Raw genomic sequence first — 15,694 nt, forward strand, 5'->3', positions numbered from 1 at the left:
ACTCGTACGGGTGAGTCGGTGGCGGAACATGACGCACCGTACCCGGACCCGTTCGACCCTCGTGTGCATGGGGACCAGTGTGCTCAGCCTGCGAATGGATCGCGACCTGCTCGAACGCCTCCGGCGGCGTGCCGCCGAAAGAGGAATGAGCGTCCAGGACTATGTCGTCCGGACGCTCATTCGGGAGGACTTCGACGAGCGGTTCCAGGCCGCCGTCGACGAGACGGAGAAGTTCTACGGGAGCCCGGGAGCGGGGGCCGCCCGGCCCCTCGTGAGCCCCGCCGACACCGACACGGGCATCAGGTGAGGCTCGACGCGGGCGATCGGGCGAGCCCTCGTACGGGCGCCCGGGCGAGCCCCCGCACAGGCGGTCAGGTCAGCCCCAGCGCCGGCATCAGGTAGTAGAAGGCGAACACGGCCGACACGACGTACATCGCCACCGGGACCTCTCGTCCGCGGCCGGACGCCAGGCGCAGCACCACGAAGGCGATGAAGCCCATGCCGATGCCGTTCGTGATCGAGTAGGTGAACGGCATCATGAACATGGTCACGAACGCCGGGATGGCGATCGTGAAGTCCGACCAGTCGATCTCCTTGATCGAGCCGGACAGGATCAGGAAGCCGACCGCGACCAGGGCCGGAGTGGCGGCCTGGGACGGAACCATCGTGGCGACGGGCGTCAGGAACAGGGACACCGCGAACAGACCGCCGGTGACGATGTTCGCGAAGCCGGTGCGCGCACCCTCACCGACACCGGCCGTGGACTCCACGAAGCAGGTGGTGGCCGAGGAGGAGCTGGCGCCGCCCGCGGCGACCGCGATGCCGTCGACGATGAGCACCTTGTTGATGCCGGGCATCTGGCCCTGGGCGTCGGTCAGCTTCGCCTCGTCGCTGACGCCCATGATCGTGCCCATGGCGTCGAAGAAGCAGGACAGCAGGACGGTGAAGACGAAGAGGACACCGGTCAGGATGCCGACCTTGTCGAAACCGCCGAACAGGCTGACCTGACCGATCAGGCCGAGGTCGGGCACGGCGACGGGGTTGCCGGGCCACTCCGGGGTGGTCAGGCCCCAGGAGGGGATGTCGGCGACGGCGTTGATGATCACCGCGAGGGCGGTCATCACGACGATCGAGATCAGGATCGCGCCGGACATCTTGCGGACGAGCAGCGCGAAGGTGAGCAGCACGCCGAGGACGAAGATCAGGACCGGCCAGCCCAGCAGATGACCGCCGGTGCCCAGCTGGAGCGGGACGGTGGTCTGGGCGGCGTCCGGCATACGGGTGACGAAGCCGGAGTCGACGAGTCCGACCAGCAGGACGAACAGGCCGATGCCGATGGAGATGGCCTTGCGCAGGCCGAACGGCACGGCGTTCATGACCCGCTCACGCAGACCGGTGGCGACCAGCAGCATCACCACGAAACCGGCCAGCACGACCATGCCCATGGCGTCCGGCCAGGACATCCGCGGGGCGAGCTGGAGCGCGACGACCGAGTTCACACCCAGACCGGCGGCCAGGGCGATCGGGACGTTGCCGATGACGCCCATGAGGAGCGTGGTGAAGGCGGCGGTCAGGGCCGTCGCGGTGACCAGCTGGCCGTTGTCCAGCTGGTGTCCGTACATGTCCTTCGCGCTGCCCAGAATGATCGGGTTCAGCACGATGATGTACGCCATGGCAAAGAACGTGGCGAAACCACCCCGGACCTCCCGGGCCAGCGTGCTGCCCCGTTCGGAGATCTTGAAGTAGCGGTCGAGAGCACCCTGAGCGGGCCGGGGTTCCGGCGACTCGGGCGTGGTGGCCTTGGCGGGGGCCGAGGTGGGCATGCGGAGACCTCATCCCCAACGACTCTCCCCCAGTGCCGTTGGAGTTTTCTACGAAAAGAAGTAGCCAAACACAGACCGTTTCAGTATGAACATATGACCCGCGAAGCGCCATCTCCGCGCGTAGAACTGTGGTGGACCTGGCATCGGCCGGACGTCGGCCTCGCATCCGGTCCGGCATCGGTCCGGCATCGGTCCGCATCCGCCGGTCGGCCGATCACCCGCCCAGGCGCCCTCGTAAGCTGTCCCCATGGCGAAGTGGACACCGAAGCACGAAGCGCCGGAGCCCCTCGAGGGCCCCGTGGTCGCCACCATCACCGGCGGCACGATCGTGTGGTTCGTCCTCTTTCTGGCACAGCTGCCCTTCTATGGCTGGTTCGACGACCACGGTCACCTCTGGTGGCTGTGGACCTGCCTCGCCGGCGGTGGGCTGGGCCTGATCGGCATCTGGTACGTGCGCAGGCGGGACGCGGCGATCAAGCGCGCGGCGGCGACGGCGGACGAGGACCCGGCGGCGGCCTCGGCCCCGGCGGCCACCGAGCAGACACCGTAGGGCGTGCCCTGGCCGCACAGTCCGCCCGGACGACGGCCGGGGCACCTCGTGCACGCGCCGCGCCCACCGCTCCCCGGCCGACGGCCGCCCCGGCGTACGACCCCGGCATCACGTCCGTCCTACCCAGGTCGGAACCTCTCCCGCTCGCCAGGTGCGGGCCCGGATTCGCACGTACCGTCGAACGCATGACACACACCGACGCGGGCGCCGATCCCGGGCCCCGTCCCGGCGACGGTCGGCCCGCCGTCCACCGACCGGACCGGCCGACCGAGGTGTCCGGGCCGACCGGCGTGTCCGAACCTCATGGGATACCCGAGTCGGCCAGGCCAACCAGGCCGGCCGGGCTGTCCGCGGCCGAGGTGGCCGAGCGGGTCGCCCGGGGCGAGGTCAACGACGTTCCCGTACGGAGCAGCCGCTCCCTGGTCGACATCGTCCGCGCGAACGTCTTCACCCGGTTCAACGCGATCATCGGCGTGCTCTGGGTGATCATGCTGGTCGTCGCACCGATCCAGGACAGCCTGTTCGGTTTCGTGATCCTCGCCAACACGGGCATCGGGATCATCCAGGAGTGGCGCGCCAAGAAGACCCTCGACTCGCTGGCGGTGATCGGGGAGGCCCGGCCGACCGTGCGCCGGGACGGGGTCGCCGCGACGGTGAGCACCTCCGAGATCGTGCTCGGCGACCTCATCGAGATCGGGCCCGGGGACAAGATCGTCGTGGACGGCGAGATCGTCGAGGCGGACGGGCTGGAGATCGACGAGTCGCTGCTCACCGGCGAGGCGGACCCGGTCGTGAAACAGCCCGGGGACCAGGTGATGTCCGGCAGTTTCGTGGTCGCGGGCGGTGGCGCGTTCCGGGCGACGAAGGTGGGGCGCGAGGCGTACGCGGCGCAGCTCGCCGAGGAGGCGTCCCGCTTCACGCTCGTCCACTCCGAGCTGCGCTCCGGGATCTCCACGATCCTCAAGTACGTCACCTGGATGATGGTCCCGACCGCGATCGGGCTGATCATCAGCCAGCTGCTGGTGAAGGACAACGCCTTCAAGGACTCGGTCGCCCGGACGGTCGGCGGCATCGTGCCGATGGTCCCGGAGGGCCTCGTCCTGCTCACCTCCGTGGCCTTCGCGATCGGTGTCATCCGCCTCGGCCGCAAGCAGTGCCTCGTCCAGGAACTGCCCGCCATCGAGGGACTCGCCCGCGTCGACGTCGTCTGCCTCGACAAGACCGGCACCCTCACCGAGGGCGGCATGGTCGTCACCGAGCTGCGGCTGCTCGGCGGCGCCGACGAGTCGTACGTACGCAAGGTGCTGGGCGCCCTCGGCGAGTCGGACCCGCGCCCCAACGCCTCCCTCCAGGCCATCATCGACGCCTACCCGGACAGCGAGGACTGGCGCTGCACCCGGTCGCTGCCCTTCTCCTCGGCCCGCAAGTACAGCGGCGCGGCGTGCAGCGAGGGCGACGGCGAGTCCGGTACGTGGCTGCTGGGCGCCCCCGACGTGCTGCTGGACGACGACGATCCGGCGCTCGCCGAGACCGGGCGGCTGAACGAGCAGGGGCTGCGCGTGCTGCTGCTGGCCCGCACCGCCCGCGACCTGGACGACCCCGAGGTCGCGCGCGACGTCGAGCCGACCGCGCTGGTCGTCCTGGAACAGCGGCTGCGCCCGGACGCCGCCGACACCCTGCGCTACTTCGCGCAGCAGGACGTGGCGGCCAAGGTGGTCTCCGGGGACAACGCGGTCTCGGTGGGCGCGGTCGCCGCGAAGCTGGGGCTCGAGGGCGAGGTCGTGGACGCCCGCCGGCTGCCCGACGACCCCGAGCGGATGGCGAAGGGAGTCGAGGCGGGCACGGTGTTCGGACGGGTCACCCCGCAGCAGAAGCGGGACATGGTGGGCGCGCTCCAGTCACGCGGCCACACGGTCGCCATGACGGGCGACGGCGTGAACGACGTCCTCGCCCTCAAGGACGCGGACATCGGCGTCAGCATGGGCTCGGGCTCGGAGGCCACCCGGGCGGTCGCCCAGATCGTGCTGCTGAACAACAGCTTCGCCACGCTGCCGTCGGTGGTGGCCGAGGGCCGGCGGGTCATCGGCAACATCACCCGCGTGGCGACACTCTTCCTGGTGAAGACGGTGTACTCGGTGCTGCTGGCGATCCTGGTGGTGCTCTCGCAGGTCGAGTACCCGTTCCTGCCGCGCCACCTGACCCTGCTGTCGACCCTGACGATCGGCGTACCGGCGTTCTTCCTCGCCCTGGCGCCCAACAAGGAACGCGCGCAGCCGCACTTCGTACGGCGCGTGATGCGGTACGCGATACCGGGCGGCGTGGTGGCGGGAGTGGCGACCTTCGCGACGTATCTGCTCGCCGGCGGGCACTACACGGGTCCGGGCGCCCTGGACGCGGAGACGAGCGTCGCGACGCTGACGCTCTTCCTGATCTCCATGTGGGTGCTGGCGATCATCGCCCGGCCGTACACCTGGTGGCGGCTGTGCCTGGTGGCGGCGATGGGGCTCGGCTTCCTGCTGGTACTGGCCGTGCCGTGGCTCCAGGACTTCTTCGCGCTGAAGCTGGTGGGGACGACGATGCCGTGGGCCGCGGTCGGCGTCGCGGCGGTGGCGGCGGCCGCCCTGGAGCTCCTGTGGAGGTGGGTCGGCCGCCGCTTCCCGACGTGAGCGTGAGCCCTGCGGGGCTCACCGGTACTTCTTACTGCTTACCGCTTACTGCTTACCGCTTACTTCACGTCGACGGCGTCACCGGAGGAGCTGACCGCCGGGGAGGTGGACGAACCCGCGAACGAGTAGCGGTAGGTGCCGTCCACGGACGCCTTGACGGTGGTCTTCAGCACGCCGGCCGACTTGCCGGTGCCCGACTTGACGGTCTTGACCGTCTTGTAGGTGGACGTGCCCTTCTTCTTGAACTGGAGCTTGACGGACTGCTGGGTGTAGCCCGCGTACTTGTGGGTGTCCCAGTTGGCGCGGGTCAGGCTGCCGGTGACCGTGATGGTCTTGCCGTTCTTGACCGGCTCCGGGGTGGCGTTGACCGTGAGCTTCGAGGCGCGCTGGATCTTGAAGCTCTTGGCGTTCTCCTTGATGACGTAGTTGCCGTCCTTGGCCTGGACGGCCACGAAGACCTTCCACGTGCCGGCCAGGTCGTTGACCAGGTGGGTGGTCGGCTTCATGGCGAAGTTGGCCACGCAGGTCGACTTGGTGCTGGTGACCTTGGTGCACTTGGCGGGGCTGTCCGGGGTGCTGGTGATGGCGCCACCGTCCGCCTCATCGACCGAGGAGCCGTGCCACAGGATCGCGTTGGCCTGCTTGATGCCGGAGTTGTCCGTGGCGGTGAAGGTGACCTTGACGGTCTTGCCCGCGGAGGTGCCGAAGACGACCGCCTTGCCGCCGTTGACGACGACGTTCGAGACCTTGGTGTCACCGTACGAGTCGTCGAAGGAGCTGGAGCCGGCCTTGGAGCCGACGGCCGCCGCGGCGGAGAAGGTCTCCGGTACCTCGTCGGCCTGCGCGGCCGGCACGGCGAGGGCGGAGAGGGCCAGGGCGCCGGAGACGGCGGCCACAGTGGCACGAATGCGCATGCGTTCCCCACGTTGGAGAGGGATCCCGCGGGCAGGCTGGAACGCCGCCGCGCGGGGCCCGAGTTGACTCTGAGGAGCCTGACGGCTCGCATGATCAGATACACGAGCCGGGGGAATAGTTGTACGAGTGGTGAAAGATTCGCGCGCGTGGTGCGATACGCGATCCCGGGCGGCGTGGTGGCGGCGGCCGCCCTGGAACTCCTGTGGAGTGTGGAGCTGGGCCGGCCGCCGCTTCCCGACGTGAGCGTGAGCCCTGCGGGGCTCACCGGTACTTCTTACTGCTTACCGCTTACCGCTTACTTCACGTCGATGGCGTCACCGGAGGAGCTGACCGCCGAAGCGGTGGACGTGCCCGCGAAGGAGTAGCGGTAGGTGCCGTCCACGGACGCCTTGACGGTGGTCTTCAGCACGCCGGCCGACTTCCCGGAGCCCGACTTGACGGTCTTGACCGTCTTGTAGGTGGACGTGCCCTTCTTCTTGAACTGGAGCTTGACGGACTGCGCGCTGTAGCCCCCGTACTTGAGCGTCTCCCAGTTGGCCCGGGTCAGGTTGCCGGTGACGGTGATGGTCTTGCCCTTCTTCACCGGCTCCGGGGAGGCGTTGACCGTGAGCTTCGAGGCGCGCTGGAACTTGAAGGAGCCGGCCTTCTCCTCCCACACGAAGTCGCCGTCCTTGGCGTCGATCCACGCGTCGACGTACCAGGTGCCGGCGTTGGCGTTGCTGAGGTAGTCGACCTTCGGGTCCACCTTCACCGAGGCGGTGCACGTCGACGTGGTGGAGCTGACCTTCGTGCAGGTCGGCTTGCCGGACATGTAGAAGCCGTAGTCGGGGCCGCTCAGGGTGAAGGCGTTGGCGCCCGCGATACCCGAGTTGTCCTTAGCCGTCACGCTGATCTTGATGGTCTTCAGACCGGACGTGGACACCGACACCTTGTTGTCCCCGTCGACGACCACCTTGGTGATCGTGGTGTCCCCGGACCCGGCGTCCAGCGGAGCGACCCCGGAGCGTCCCTCGCGCGAGGGCACCTCGTCGGCCTGCGCGACCGGAACGGCGAGGGCGGAAAGGGCCAGGGCGCCGGAGGCGGCGGCCACAGTGGCACGAATGCGCATGAGTTCCCCACGTTGGAAGGGGTCCCGCGGCGGCCGGAAAACCGCCGAACGGGACCCGAGTTGACTGCGAGGAGCCTGACGGCTCACGTGGTGAGATCCACCAGCCGGGGGAATAGTTGCATGAATGGTGAAGGATCCTCGCACGTGTTGCGAAGATCACAGATCTCCCGTCCGCTCAGTCGAACCAACGGTCCCGCGCCAGCTCCTCCGTCCGGGACGGGTCCTCCAGCAGCGCCGCCACCTCGAAGCGGCGCGGCCACTGACCGGCCGCCCACGCCAGCCCCGCCGCGACACCCTCCAGGGTGGACGCGTGCAGCACCCCGTCACGCGTCCGGCGCCAGTCCAGCTCCACCCCGTCCACGACGAGTTCGTCGTGCTCGACGTACGAGGCGGGGGTCGCCGGACCCAGCAGCACGCGCACGGACTCCGGTACGTCGTGCTCCGTGCCCTCGGATGTCACCTCACCGGTCACCGACTCGCTCAGCCGCCGCACCTGGAACAGTTCCGCGAGGTCACCGGCGCGCGACGGCCGTACGGGCAGCAGCGGTGTCCCGCCCGTGAAGGGCAGCAGGTCGGGCGAGTCGACGACCACCGCGTCCGCCGCGTCCACGACGACGACCTCACCGTCCACCACGGCCCGCAGCTCGTCGGGCAGGGTCACCTGCTCGGGGTCGAGGTCGGCCAACGCGCCGTACAGGGCGTGCAGTTGGGCGGCGGTCACCGGCCGCTCCGGGTCGGCCAGGCGGTCCAGCAGCTCGGCGGCGCCACCGGGCTCGTCGAGGAGGGCGGCCACCGACGTCCGTACGCCCAGCGCCCGCAGCACCTGCTCGTCGTCGAAGCCGGTCGCGTCGGCCTCCTCGTACAGGCCGCGCAGCAGCTGGTCGCCGCCGGCCGCGCGCAGACCGGCCGGGCGGCGGCCGTCGAGCACCGGGTGCCCGCGCAGCCACCACGCCGTGTACGGCCGGACGATCTCGTGCGTCCCGTCGGGCAGCAGCAGGCGTACGGGCTGGGTGAGCGCGTCGCGCAGCGGCGGGCGGGAAAGGAGAGCGAGGGCCTCGGGCCAGCGGTCGTCGTCGACGAGATCCAGGTCCCGTACGGCGACGATCTCCGTGGCGACCGGCGGGACCGGCGTCTGAGGCAGCCGGTCGAGGACGTCCTCGCACCACACGTCCACGGCGTCCAGCAGTCCCGCGTCGTCGGGCTCGGCGAAGTCGCCGTCGCGGGGCTCCAGTTCGTCGGGGTCGAGGACGACGTCGGTGGCGCGGACGAGCGCGAACGTGGCCAGCACGCCGCAGGCGGCCAGCGGCTGTTCACCCCAGCGGGCCGCCAGTTCCTCGTCCACGGCGGCGAGTTCACCCTCACGCATGACCTGCGCGAAGGGGCTGCCGGGCAGCACCAGTTCACTCGCGGGCGCGAGTTCGCCGTCCTCGTCGGGGAGCGCGAGCGCGCCGAGCCAGGGCTCGTCACCGGGTTCCAGAGCGGCGTCCCGGACGAGCGCGAGGACGAGGTCCGCGAGCTCCCCGGCGTCCGGGGCATCGGTGTCCCAGCCCACGCCCTCCTCGTCCAGGGAGGCGGCGACCGCGGCCCGCACCTGCGGGGTGGTCAGCACGGCACGGGGCGTGGCCGGGAGGGCGCCGAGCTTCTCCAGCAGGGGGTGGGCGGCGTCCGGGTGGGCGACCTTGAGCCCGAGCCGGGCGAGGGCCTCGGGAGCGGCCGCCCCGGAGGATCCGCCCGTGGGCAGCAGCACCTGCCGGGGCCCGATGGTCGTCCGCCCGTCGGCGAGGGGTACGGGAAGCCCGGACAGCCGGTCGGGGTCGACCCCGGCGAGGCTGTCGTACAGCCGCCGCCACCAGCCGGGCGCCTTCTCCAGCCCGGCGAGCCGGTCGACGGCCTCGGTGAGCGGAAGGCGGGCGACACCGAGGGTGCGCAGCTCGGCGCGCCGTTCGAGCCCGGCGGGCAGCAGGCTGGGCAGCACCTCGGCGAGCACGCGTACGGTGTCGGCCCCGGCGCCCTCCACGACCTCGGCGTCACGCGGGCGGAGCACCGCGGGCAGGCCCTCGTGGTCCTCGTGGCCGTAAAGGTCCTCGCGCTCCTTGCTGTCCCCGAGGTCCCCGGGAGCGAGCGCGGTCGGCAGGAAGGCCGTACGGGGCAACCGTTCGAGGATCGCCCGGCGCAGCGCCCCGTCCAGCTCGCCCTTGCCGAGCGGCCCGGGCACGAGATCGAGGATCCCGGGGGTCACCGGCCGCCACTCGCCGAGGAGCCCGGCGTACGCGTCCGCCGCGCGCTGGACCAGGAAGTCCGTGAGCGGGCCGGGCGCGGCGTGCCGGCGGGTGGTGTCGAGCGGGAACGAGGCGATGAGCAGCGCGGGCACGCCGAGGGGTTCGTCGCTGGGCGTGGGCGCGTGCACGACGGGCGCGGTGCGCGGCCGGACCGGCGTGCCGTCGTCGCCGACGGGCACGGCCCAGGTCACGGACCAGTACGGGCGCAGCCGCTCCTCGACGGGCCGGCCGGCGAGGAGCTCGGGGTCGAGCGCGCCGTGCGCGGCGGCCGTACGCCAGTGGGTGACGCCGTCGCGGGAGTCCTCGACGGTCACCCCGCCCGCACGGGCGACCCGGCGCAGGACCCGCGACGGGCCCTCCCCGATCTCGACGACGACCTCCTCCAGTCCCGGCAGGGCCAGGAGCAGGGCGTCGTCGACGGCGCCGAGCAGCCGCTCGGCGAGATCCTCGGCGGCGGGGTCGCGCAGCGGCAGGATCACGACGGTGTCGTACGGCTCCGGGGCGCTGCCCTCGGCCGCGAACGGCAGCCGCAGCAGCGGTACGTGACCGTCCCGGCGGCGGATCTCGTCCCCGAGCCCGGGACTGTGCAGGGCGGTCCCGGCGGCCAGGTCACGGGCCTCGGCGAGGGACCAGCGCACCCCGCCGTGCCGCCCGACCACGGCGGGCTCGTCGGTGACGGCGAGCACGGCGGCGAACCCGACCCCGAACCGTCCCACGCTGACCTGGTCCGCGTCACGCTTGGCGGAGGCACGCAGGGTGGACAGGGACTCGACGCCGGCCGCGTCGAGCGGCGCGCCGGTGTTGGCGGCGGCGAGGACTCCGTCCCGGAGGGTGAGCCGCAGCCGGCCGGGCACTCCGGCGCGGGCGGCGGCGTCGGCGGCGTTCTGAGCCAGCTCGACGACGAGCCGGTCCCGGTATCCGCCGAGGACGAGATCCTCCTCGGCGTTGGCGTCCTCACGGAAACGGGCCGGGGCGGCGGCCCAGGTGTCCAGCACCCCGCGCCGCAGCCGCGCCGTCCCGAACGGGTCGGCTCCCTCGGCCGCCGGCCGCACGAAGTTGCTCACGGTTCACCTTCCCTGTCGCGTCGGCCACGAAGGTACCGCGCGCGGGACGGCGACCGCTTTCGGAGGGCCCCGAGGCAAGGCCGGGGCGCGGCTCCCCACGGCCCCGAGGCAAGGCCAGGGCCCGGCTCCCCACGGCCCCGGGGCAAGGTCCGGGGCTCAGCCCCCTACGAGTGCCCGAGCTCCGCCGCCGACTCGTCCGCCGTCACCGACACGGACCCCGAGTCGGGCGCCGGCCGCAGCGGGAACGGGTCCACCGTGGTCTCGTCGATCACCGGCGGAGCCGGCCGCGGCGGCTTCGGCATGACCGCCGCCTCCGAGTGCCCCCCGCACCCGTACGCCAGCGACACCATCCGCCCGTCCGCCGGCGCGAACTCGTTCGCGCACACACCGAAGGCCTGCCCCAGGGAGCCCCCGATGGGCACCAGGAAGCCGCAGCTGGCGCAGGACGCGGGTGCCGCCTGCGCCATGGTGGTCTTGGGCCCGTAGGCCTCCTCCCAGCGGTCGGCCGCGGTGTGGAGGCCGTAGCGGGAGAGCACACGGGCGCGCCGCATGCCCAGTTCCTCGGCGACGGCGCTGATCGAACCGCGTGAGGGCGCCACGGGCAGCAGCGCCGGCGGCCCGTCGGTGACCTCGGCGTCCTCCGCCTCCACCAGCTCGGCCATCTCCTCGGAGACCGCGGAGTTCGGCGGCGGCTCCTCCTCGCCGGAGTAACCGGGCTCCAGCCGGAGGTCGTCGGCGTCGGTGGGCAGCAGGTCCCCCGGGCCGAGGTCGCCGGGGCGCAGCCGCTCGCTCCACGGCACCCACTCCGGCGCGAGCAGCGCGTCGGGGCCGGGCAGCAGCACGACCTCGTCGAGCGTCACGAACCGGGCGCGCGAGGCCCGGGCCACGGTCACGGCCCAGCGCCAGCCTCTGTACCCCAGTTCCTTGCACTCGAAGAAATGCGTGACAACGCGGTCCCCCTCGGACACGAGCCCCGCGTGTTCGCCGACGACACCGGGCGCGGCGGCCTCCTCGGCGGCGGCCCGGGCGAGGTCGACGGCCTCTGCGCACAGACGGTCGGGGGTGCGGCTTCGCGTTGTCGCTGCGCTCACAGGTATCGCTTCTCTCCTACGCCGTCTCACGAGTGCGCACGTCCCTCGGCGGGGGGTGCGGACGGAGCGGCTGAGGGGACCTCCCAGGCCACTGGGGGCACTGGGGGTAGGGCCGCGTCGACGTCCGCGCCCGATCGCGCTCGGGCGCACCTACGTCATCCATTCTGCGGGATGCCGGAGCGGCGCGCGGCCGAGAACAACCGCCGGGTCGTTCTAGGCACGCTACCTTCTCCCGGCCCCTGGTCCCACCCCCGACGTACGATTCCGCACTTCCGCCGCCTTCCCCACGGGCCGGCCCGGCCGTCGGCCGGGCCCCGGCGCGGTGGCGCGAAACCGCCGTGTGCCACGCCCGGTGCCGCGTCCCGGAGCACTTCGGGGCGCCGGACCTCCCCGGTACATACCCGCCCCACCCCGGCCACCACACCCGGCGCGCACCCGGCCCGCACCGTTCCGTGTCCACCCCGTTCCGCCCCACCCGGCGCAGGGCCCACGGACGACCTCACACCGCCCATCCGTGCAGTAACCGCACTAGGCCCCCCGAAGTCGGGGCACTATGACGGGGTGGCAGCCGCGAGGACGACCCAGAGTGCCACCGGGACGAGCGGGCCCAGGGGTGGCGGCAGGGGAGGCAGCAGCCGAGGGCGCGGAACGGGCCGGGTGAACGGTGCCGTCCGCTCCGTCGGCCGTGCCCTGCACCTCCCGGTGACCGGCACGGCCCGCGGCATCCGCAGGGCGACGCACGCGCACGGCGCCGGTGAGTCGGGGCTCGGCAAGCTCATCGAACTGCACGCCGTCAACGGCGCTGGTGACGTGATGATCACCGTCGCGCTCGCCTCCACCGTCTTCTTCTCGGTGCCGACGGACGAGGCCCGCGGCCGGGTCGCGCTCTACCTCGCCATCACCATGGCCCCGTTCACCGTGCTCGCCCCCGTCATCGGCCCGCTGCTGGACCGGGTGCCGCACGGCCGCCGGGCCGCCATGGCATCGGCCATGCTCGCCCGGGCCCTGCTGGCGCTGCTGCTGTCCGGTGCCGTCGTCACCGGCGGCATCGAGCTCTATCCGGCCGCGCTCGGCGTACTGGTCGCGTCGAAGGCGTACGGGGTGGTCAGAAGCGCCGTGGTGCCACGGTTGCTGCCGCCCCGGTTCTCCCTGGTCAAGGCGAACTCCCGGGTGACGCTGGGCGGGCTGCTCGCTACGGGCGCGGCCGCGCCCGTGGGGGCCGGGTTACAGGTCCTCGGACCGCGCTGGCCGCTCTACGGCGCCTGTGTGATCTTCCTCGCCGGCGCGTTCCTCTCCTTCTCGCTGCCCCGCAAGGTCGACTCGGCGAAGGGCGAGGACACGGCGCTGCTCGCGGCGGACGCCGAGCATCTGCACGGCCCGCTGCGCGGCAGGACGCCGCCGAAGCGTCCGGGTCTGCGCACCGTCGGCACCGCCGTCACCCACGGTCTCGCCGCCAACGCCGCGCTGCGCTGTCTGTCCGGCTTCCTGATCTTCTTCCTGGCGTTCCTGCTGCGCGAGCACCCGATCGCCGGGCAGAGCGCGGCCGTCTCCCTCGGCATCGTGGGGGTCGCCGCGGGCGCGGGCAACGCGCTGGGCACGGCCGTCGGGGCGTGGCTGAAATCACGGGCGCCCGAGCTGATCATCGTGACCGTCGCCGCGATCGAGCTGGGCATGGCGGTCACGGCGGCCGTCTTCTTCGGGCCCGCCCTCATGGCCTGTCTCGGGGCGGTCGCCGGCTTCGCGCAGGCCCTCGCCAAGCTGTCCCTGGACGCGCTGATCCAGCGGGACGTCCCCGAACACGTCCGCACCTCCGCCTTCGCCCGGGTCGAGACCCTGCTGCAGGTGTCCTGGGTGCTCGGCGGTGCCATAGGCATCGCGCTGCCCCTGAACGGCGTCCTCGGCCTGGCGGTGGCCGCCGCCATCGTCGCCGTCGGCTGGCTGGCCACGGTCCGCGGACTGCTCGCCTCCGCCCGCCGGCCGGGCACGGTCCGCTCCCGGCCGGCGTGATCCGCGGCACGCCGTGTACCCGCATGGTCACCGCTCTTGAACTGCCCGATAGCCTTCGGCCATGACCACCCTGCGTTCCGAAGCGCGCCGACGTCGCGCCGTCGCCACTCTCGGCGCCGTTTCCGCCGGCCTTCTCGTCCTGGCGGCCTGTGACAAGCCGACCCCGCTGGCCACGATCACGGTCGGCTCGGACTCGGTGAGCTCCGAGACCGACTGCTACGGCGACGGCAAGACGGTCGCCACCGCCGAGCTCTCGAAGTGCCTCCAGGGCAAGGACATGAAGTCCATCACCGTCGACCCGGACGAGACCGTCCGCTTCGGCGTGGACCCGGAGATCGCGGACGAGGGCTGGACGATCCTGATGAACGGCCAGCCGCTGACGGAGTCCAGCAAGAAGACGTACCGCACCGTCCCGGGCAGCGTGTTCTTCAACGCCCAGTACGGCGCGCAGGGCAACACCACGGTCGTCTCGGTCCGCGAGGGCGAGAACAAGGTGACCGGGCTGTGGTCGTTCAAGCTCAAGAAGGACGCCTGACCACGTCCGCGCCCGCCGTCCACGTCCTCGTCGCCACCGCGGTCCCCGTCGAACGGGACGCGGTGGCACAGGCGTTCGCCGCCTCCGCCCTCGAGGTGCCCCTGCCCGCCGCGGTCCTGCACCGGTACGACGACCGGTCCGCCCACGGCACCGCGCACGGCGCGCAGGGCCCTGACGGCGCTCCGTACGTCCGGTACGACCTCCTCGCCGCCGGGGTCGGCCCCGCCCGCGCCGCCGCCTCCACCGCCGCCGCGCTGACCGCCGCCGCCCTGGCCGGCACGCCGTACGACCTCGTCGTCTCCGCCGGGATCGGCGGCGGCTTCCAGCCCGGCGCGCCCCTCGGCTCCCTCGTCGTCGCCGACACCGTCACCGCCGCCGATCTGGGCGCCGAGGCGCCGGACGCCCCGGGCGGCTTCCTCCCGGTCACCGAACTGGGCTTCGGCGTCATCCACCACCGTCCGCCGGAATCACTCGTACGAGACGTCACGGCGGCCACGGAGGCACGCGCGGGCACCGTCCTGACCGTGTCGACCGTGACCGGCAGCGCCGCGCGCGCCGCCGAGCTGACCGCCCGCCATCCGCGCGCCCTCGCCGAGGGCATGGAGGGCTTCGGCGTCGCCGAGGCCGCCGCCGCGCACGGCACGCCCGTCCTGGAGCTGCGGGCCGTCTCGAACCCCGTCGGCCCCCGCGACCGGGCCGCCTGGCGCATCGGGGACGCGCTGGCCGCGCTCACCGGCGCCTTCGGGAAGCTCACACCCGTACTGGAGAGTTGGACCCCACATGACCGAGCAGGCTGAACCGCACACCGCGCACACCGGCCCCCTGAAGATCGCTTACTCGCCCTGCCCGAACGACACGTTCGTCTTCGACGCCTGGGCCCACGGCCGGGTACCGGACGCGCCCGCGCTCGACGTGACGTTCGCGGACATCGACATCACCAACGGCATGGCGGAGCGCGGCGAGTTCGACGTGCTGAAGGTGTCGTACGCCGTACTGCCGTACGTCCTCGACGAGTACGCGCTGCTGCCCTGCGGGGGCGCGCTGGGACGGGGCTGCGGCCCGCTGGTGCTGACCCGGGAGGCCGGGGCCGACCTCACGGGCCGTACCGTCGCCGTGCCGAGCGAGAAGTCCACCGCGTACCTGCTGTTCCGGCTGTGGGCGGCGGACGTGGTACCCGGCGGGGTGGGCGAGATCGTGGTCATGCCGTTCCACGAGATCATGCCGGCCGTACGGGACGGGAAGGTCGACGCGGGACTCGTCATCCACGAGGCGCGCTTCACGTACCAGAACTACGGGCTGCACAAGCTCGCGGACATGGGCGAGCACTGGGAGCGGACCACCGGGCTGCCGATCCCGCTGGGCGCGATCATCGCCAAGCGCTCGCTGGGCGCGGAGACGCTGGAGCTGCTCGCCGCGTCGGCGCGCGCGTCGGTGCAGGCCGCCTGGGACGATCCCGAGGCGTCACGCCCGTACGTGCTCGCGCACGCGCAGGAGATGGACCCGGCGGTCGCCGACCAGCACATCGGGCTGTACGTCAACGAGTTCACGGCGGATCTGGGCGAGAACGGCTACGCGGCGGTGCGCGGGCTGCTCACCCGCGCGGCGGCCGAGGGACTGGTACCGCCCCTCGGCCCGCAGGCACTCGACTTCCCGTAG

12 protein-coding genes are annotated in these 15,694 nt (G+C 72.3%); 7 read left to right on the plus strand and 5 right to left on the minus strand.

The features are described 5' to 3' along the window. Positions 1 to 67 precede the first annotated feature (67 nt). Positions 68 to 307: a hypothetical protein gene (locus IE242_RS06045; protein WP_189855918.1), complete on the plus strand. Its 240-nt coding sequence runs from the start codon at positions 68 to 70 to the stop codon at positions 305 to 307. Positions 308 to 371: 64 nt separating this feature from the next. Here the strand turns inward: IE242_RS06045 and IE242_RS06050 are convergent, their stop codons facing one another. Beyond that, on the minus strand, positions 372 to 1,823 hold the full coding sequence (locus IE242_RS06050; protein ID WP_189855919.1) for an NCS2 family permease: 1,452 nt from the start codon (positions 1,821 to 1,823) through the stop codon (positions 372 to 374). A gap of 247 nt (positions 1,824 to 2,070) precedes the next feature. On the opposite strand from IE242_RS06050, the gene IE242_RS06055 reads away from it, so the two are divergent. Next, positions 2,071 to 2,373: a DUF2530 domain-containing protein gene (locus IE242_RS06055; RefSeq protein WP_189855922.1), complete on the plus strand. Its 303-nt coding sequence runs from the start codon at positions 2,071 to 2,073 to the stop codon at positions 2,371 to 2,373. 185 nt (positions 2,374 to 2,558) lie between these two features. Then, entirely contained in the window at positions 2,559 to 5,039 is a 2,481-nt protein-coding gene (locus IE242_RS06060) for an HAD-IC family P-type ATPase (RefSeq protein WP_189855924.1), read from the plus strand. Between the two features lie 59 nt (positions 5,040 to 5,098). Here the strand turns inward: IE242_RS06060 and IE242_RS06065 are convergent, their stop codons facing one another. From IE242_RS06065 to IE242_RS06080, 4 genes are all read right to left on the minus strand, one after another. Next, complete coding sequence (locus tag IE242_RS06065; protein WP_189855926.1) at positions 5,099 to 5,953, minus strand: DUF5707 domain-containing protein; 855 nt, start codon at positions 5,951 to 5,953, stop codon at positions 5,099 to 5,101. A 296-nt stretch (positions 5,954 to 6,249) separates the two neighbouring features. Then, positions 6,250 to 7,062: a calcium-binding protein gene (locus IE242_RS06070; RefSeq protein WP_189855928.1), complete on the minus strand. Its 813-nt coding sequence runs from the start codon at positions 7,060 to 7,062 to the stop codon at positions 6,250 to 6,252. A 175-nt stretch (positions 7,063 to 7,237) separates the two neighbouring features. Then, positions 7,238 to 10,405 carry a sacsin N-terminal ATP-binding-like domain-containing protein gene (locus tag IE242_RS06075; RefSeq protein WP_189855930.1) on the minus strand — a complete coding sequence of 1,056 codons (3,168 nt, stop codon included), beginning with the start codon at positions 10,403 to 10,405 and terminating at the stop codon, positions 7,238 to 7,240. A 164-nt stretch (positions 10,406 to 10,569) separates the two neighbouring features. After that, positions 10,570 to 11,496 carry a DUF3027 domain-containing protein gene (locus tag IE242_RS06080; protein WP_189855932.1) on the minus strand — a complete coding sequence of 309 codons (927 nt, stop codon included), beginning with the start codon at positions 11,494 to 11,496 and terminating at the stop codon, positions 10,570 to 10,572. 561 nt (positions 11,497 to 12,057) lie between these two features. Between IE242_RS06080 and IE242_RS06085 the strand changes: the two genes are divergently transcribed. The 4 genes from IE242_RS06085 (at position 12,058) to IE242_RS06100 (ending at position 15,694) form a co-directional block, all read left to right on the plus strand. Next, positions 12,058 to 13,503 carry an MFS transporter gene (locus tag IE242_RS06085; protein ID WP_189855934.1) on the plus strand — a complete coding sequence of 482 codons (1,446 nt, stop codon included), beginning with the start codon at positions 12,058 to 12,060 and terminating at the stop codon, positions 13,501 to 13,503. A gap of 61 nt (positions 13,504 to 13,564) precedes the next feature. Further along, entirely contained in the window at positions 13,565 to 14,038 is a 474-nt protein-coding gene (locus IE242_RS06090) for a DUF2771 domain-containing protein (protein ID WP_189855937.1), read from the plus strand. Then, positions 14,008 to 14,835: a futalosine hydrolase gene (locus IE242_RS06095; RefSeq protein ID WP_189855939.1), complete on the plus strand. Its 828-nt coding sequence runs from the start codon at positions 14,008 to 14,010 to the stop codon at positions 14,833 to 14,835. The genes IE242_RS06090 and IE242_RS06095 overlap by 31 nt, the downstream gene beginning before the upstream one ends. Next, the gene (locus IE242_RS06100) at positions 14,819 to 15,694 is read left to right on the plus strand and encodes a 1,4-dihydroxy-6-naphtoate synthase (protein ID WP_189855941.1); all 876 of its coding nucleotides are present in this window, start codon (positions 14,819 to 14,821) and stop codon (positions 15,692 to 15,694) included. Before IE242_RS06095 ends, IE242_RS06100 begins: the two co-directional genes overlap by 17 nt.

Source organism: Streptomyces poonensis (assembly GCF_014650915.1).
GTDB classification, from domain to species: Bacteria; Actinomycetota; Actinomycetes; order Streptomycetales; family Streptomycetaceae; genus Streptomyces; species Streptomyces poonensis.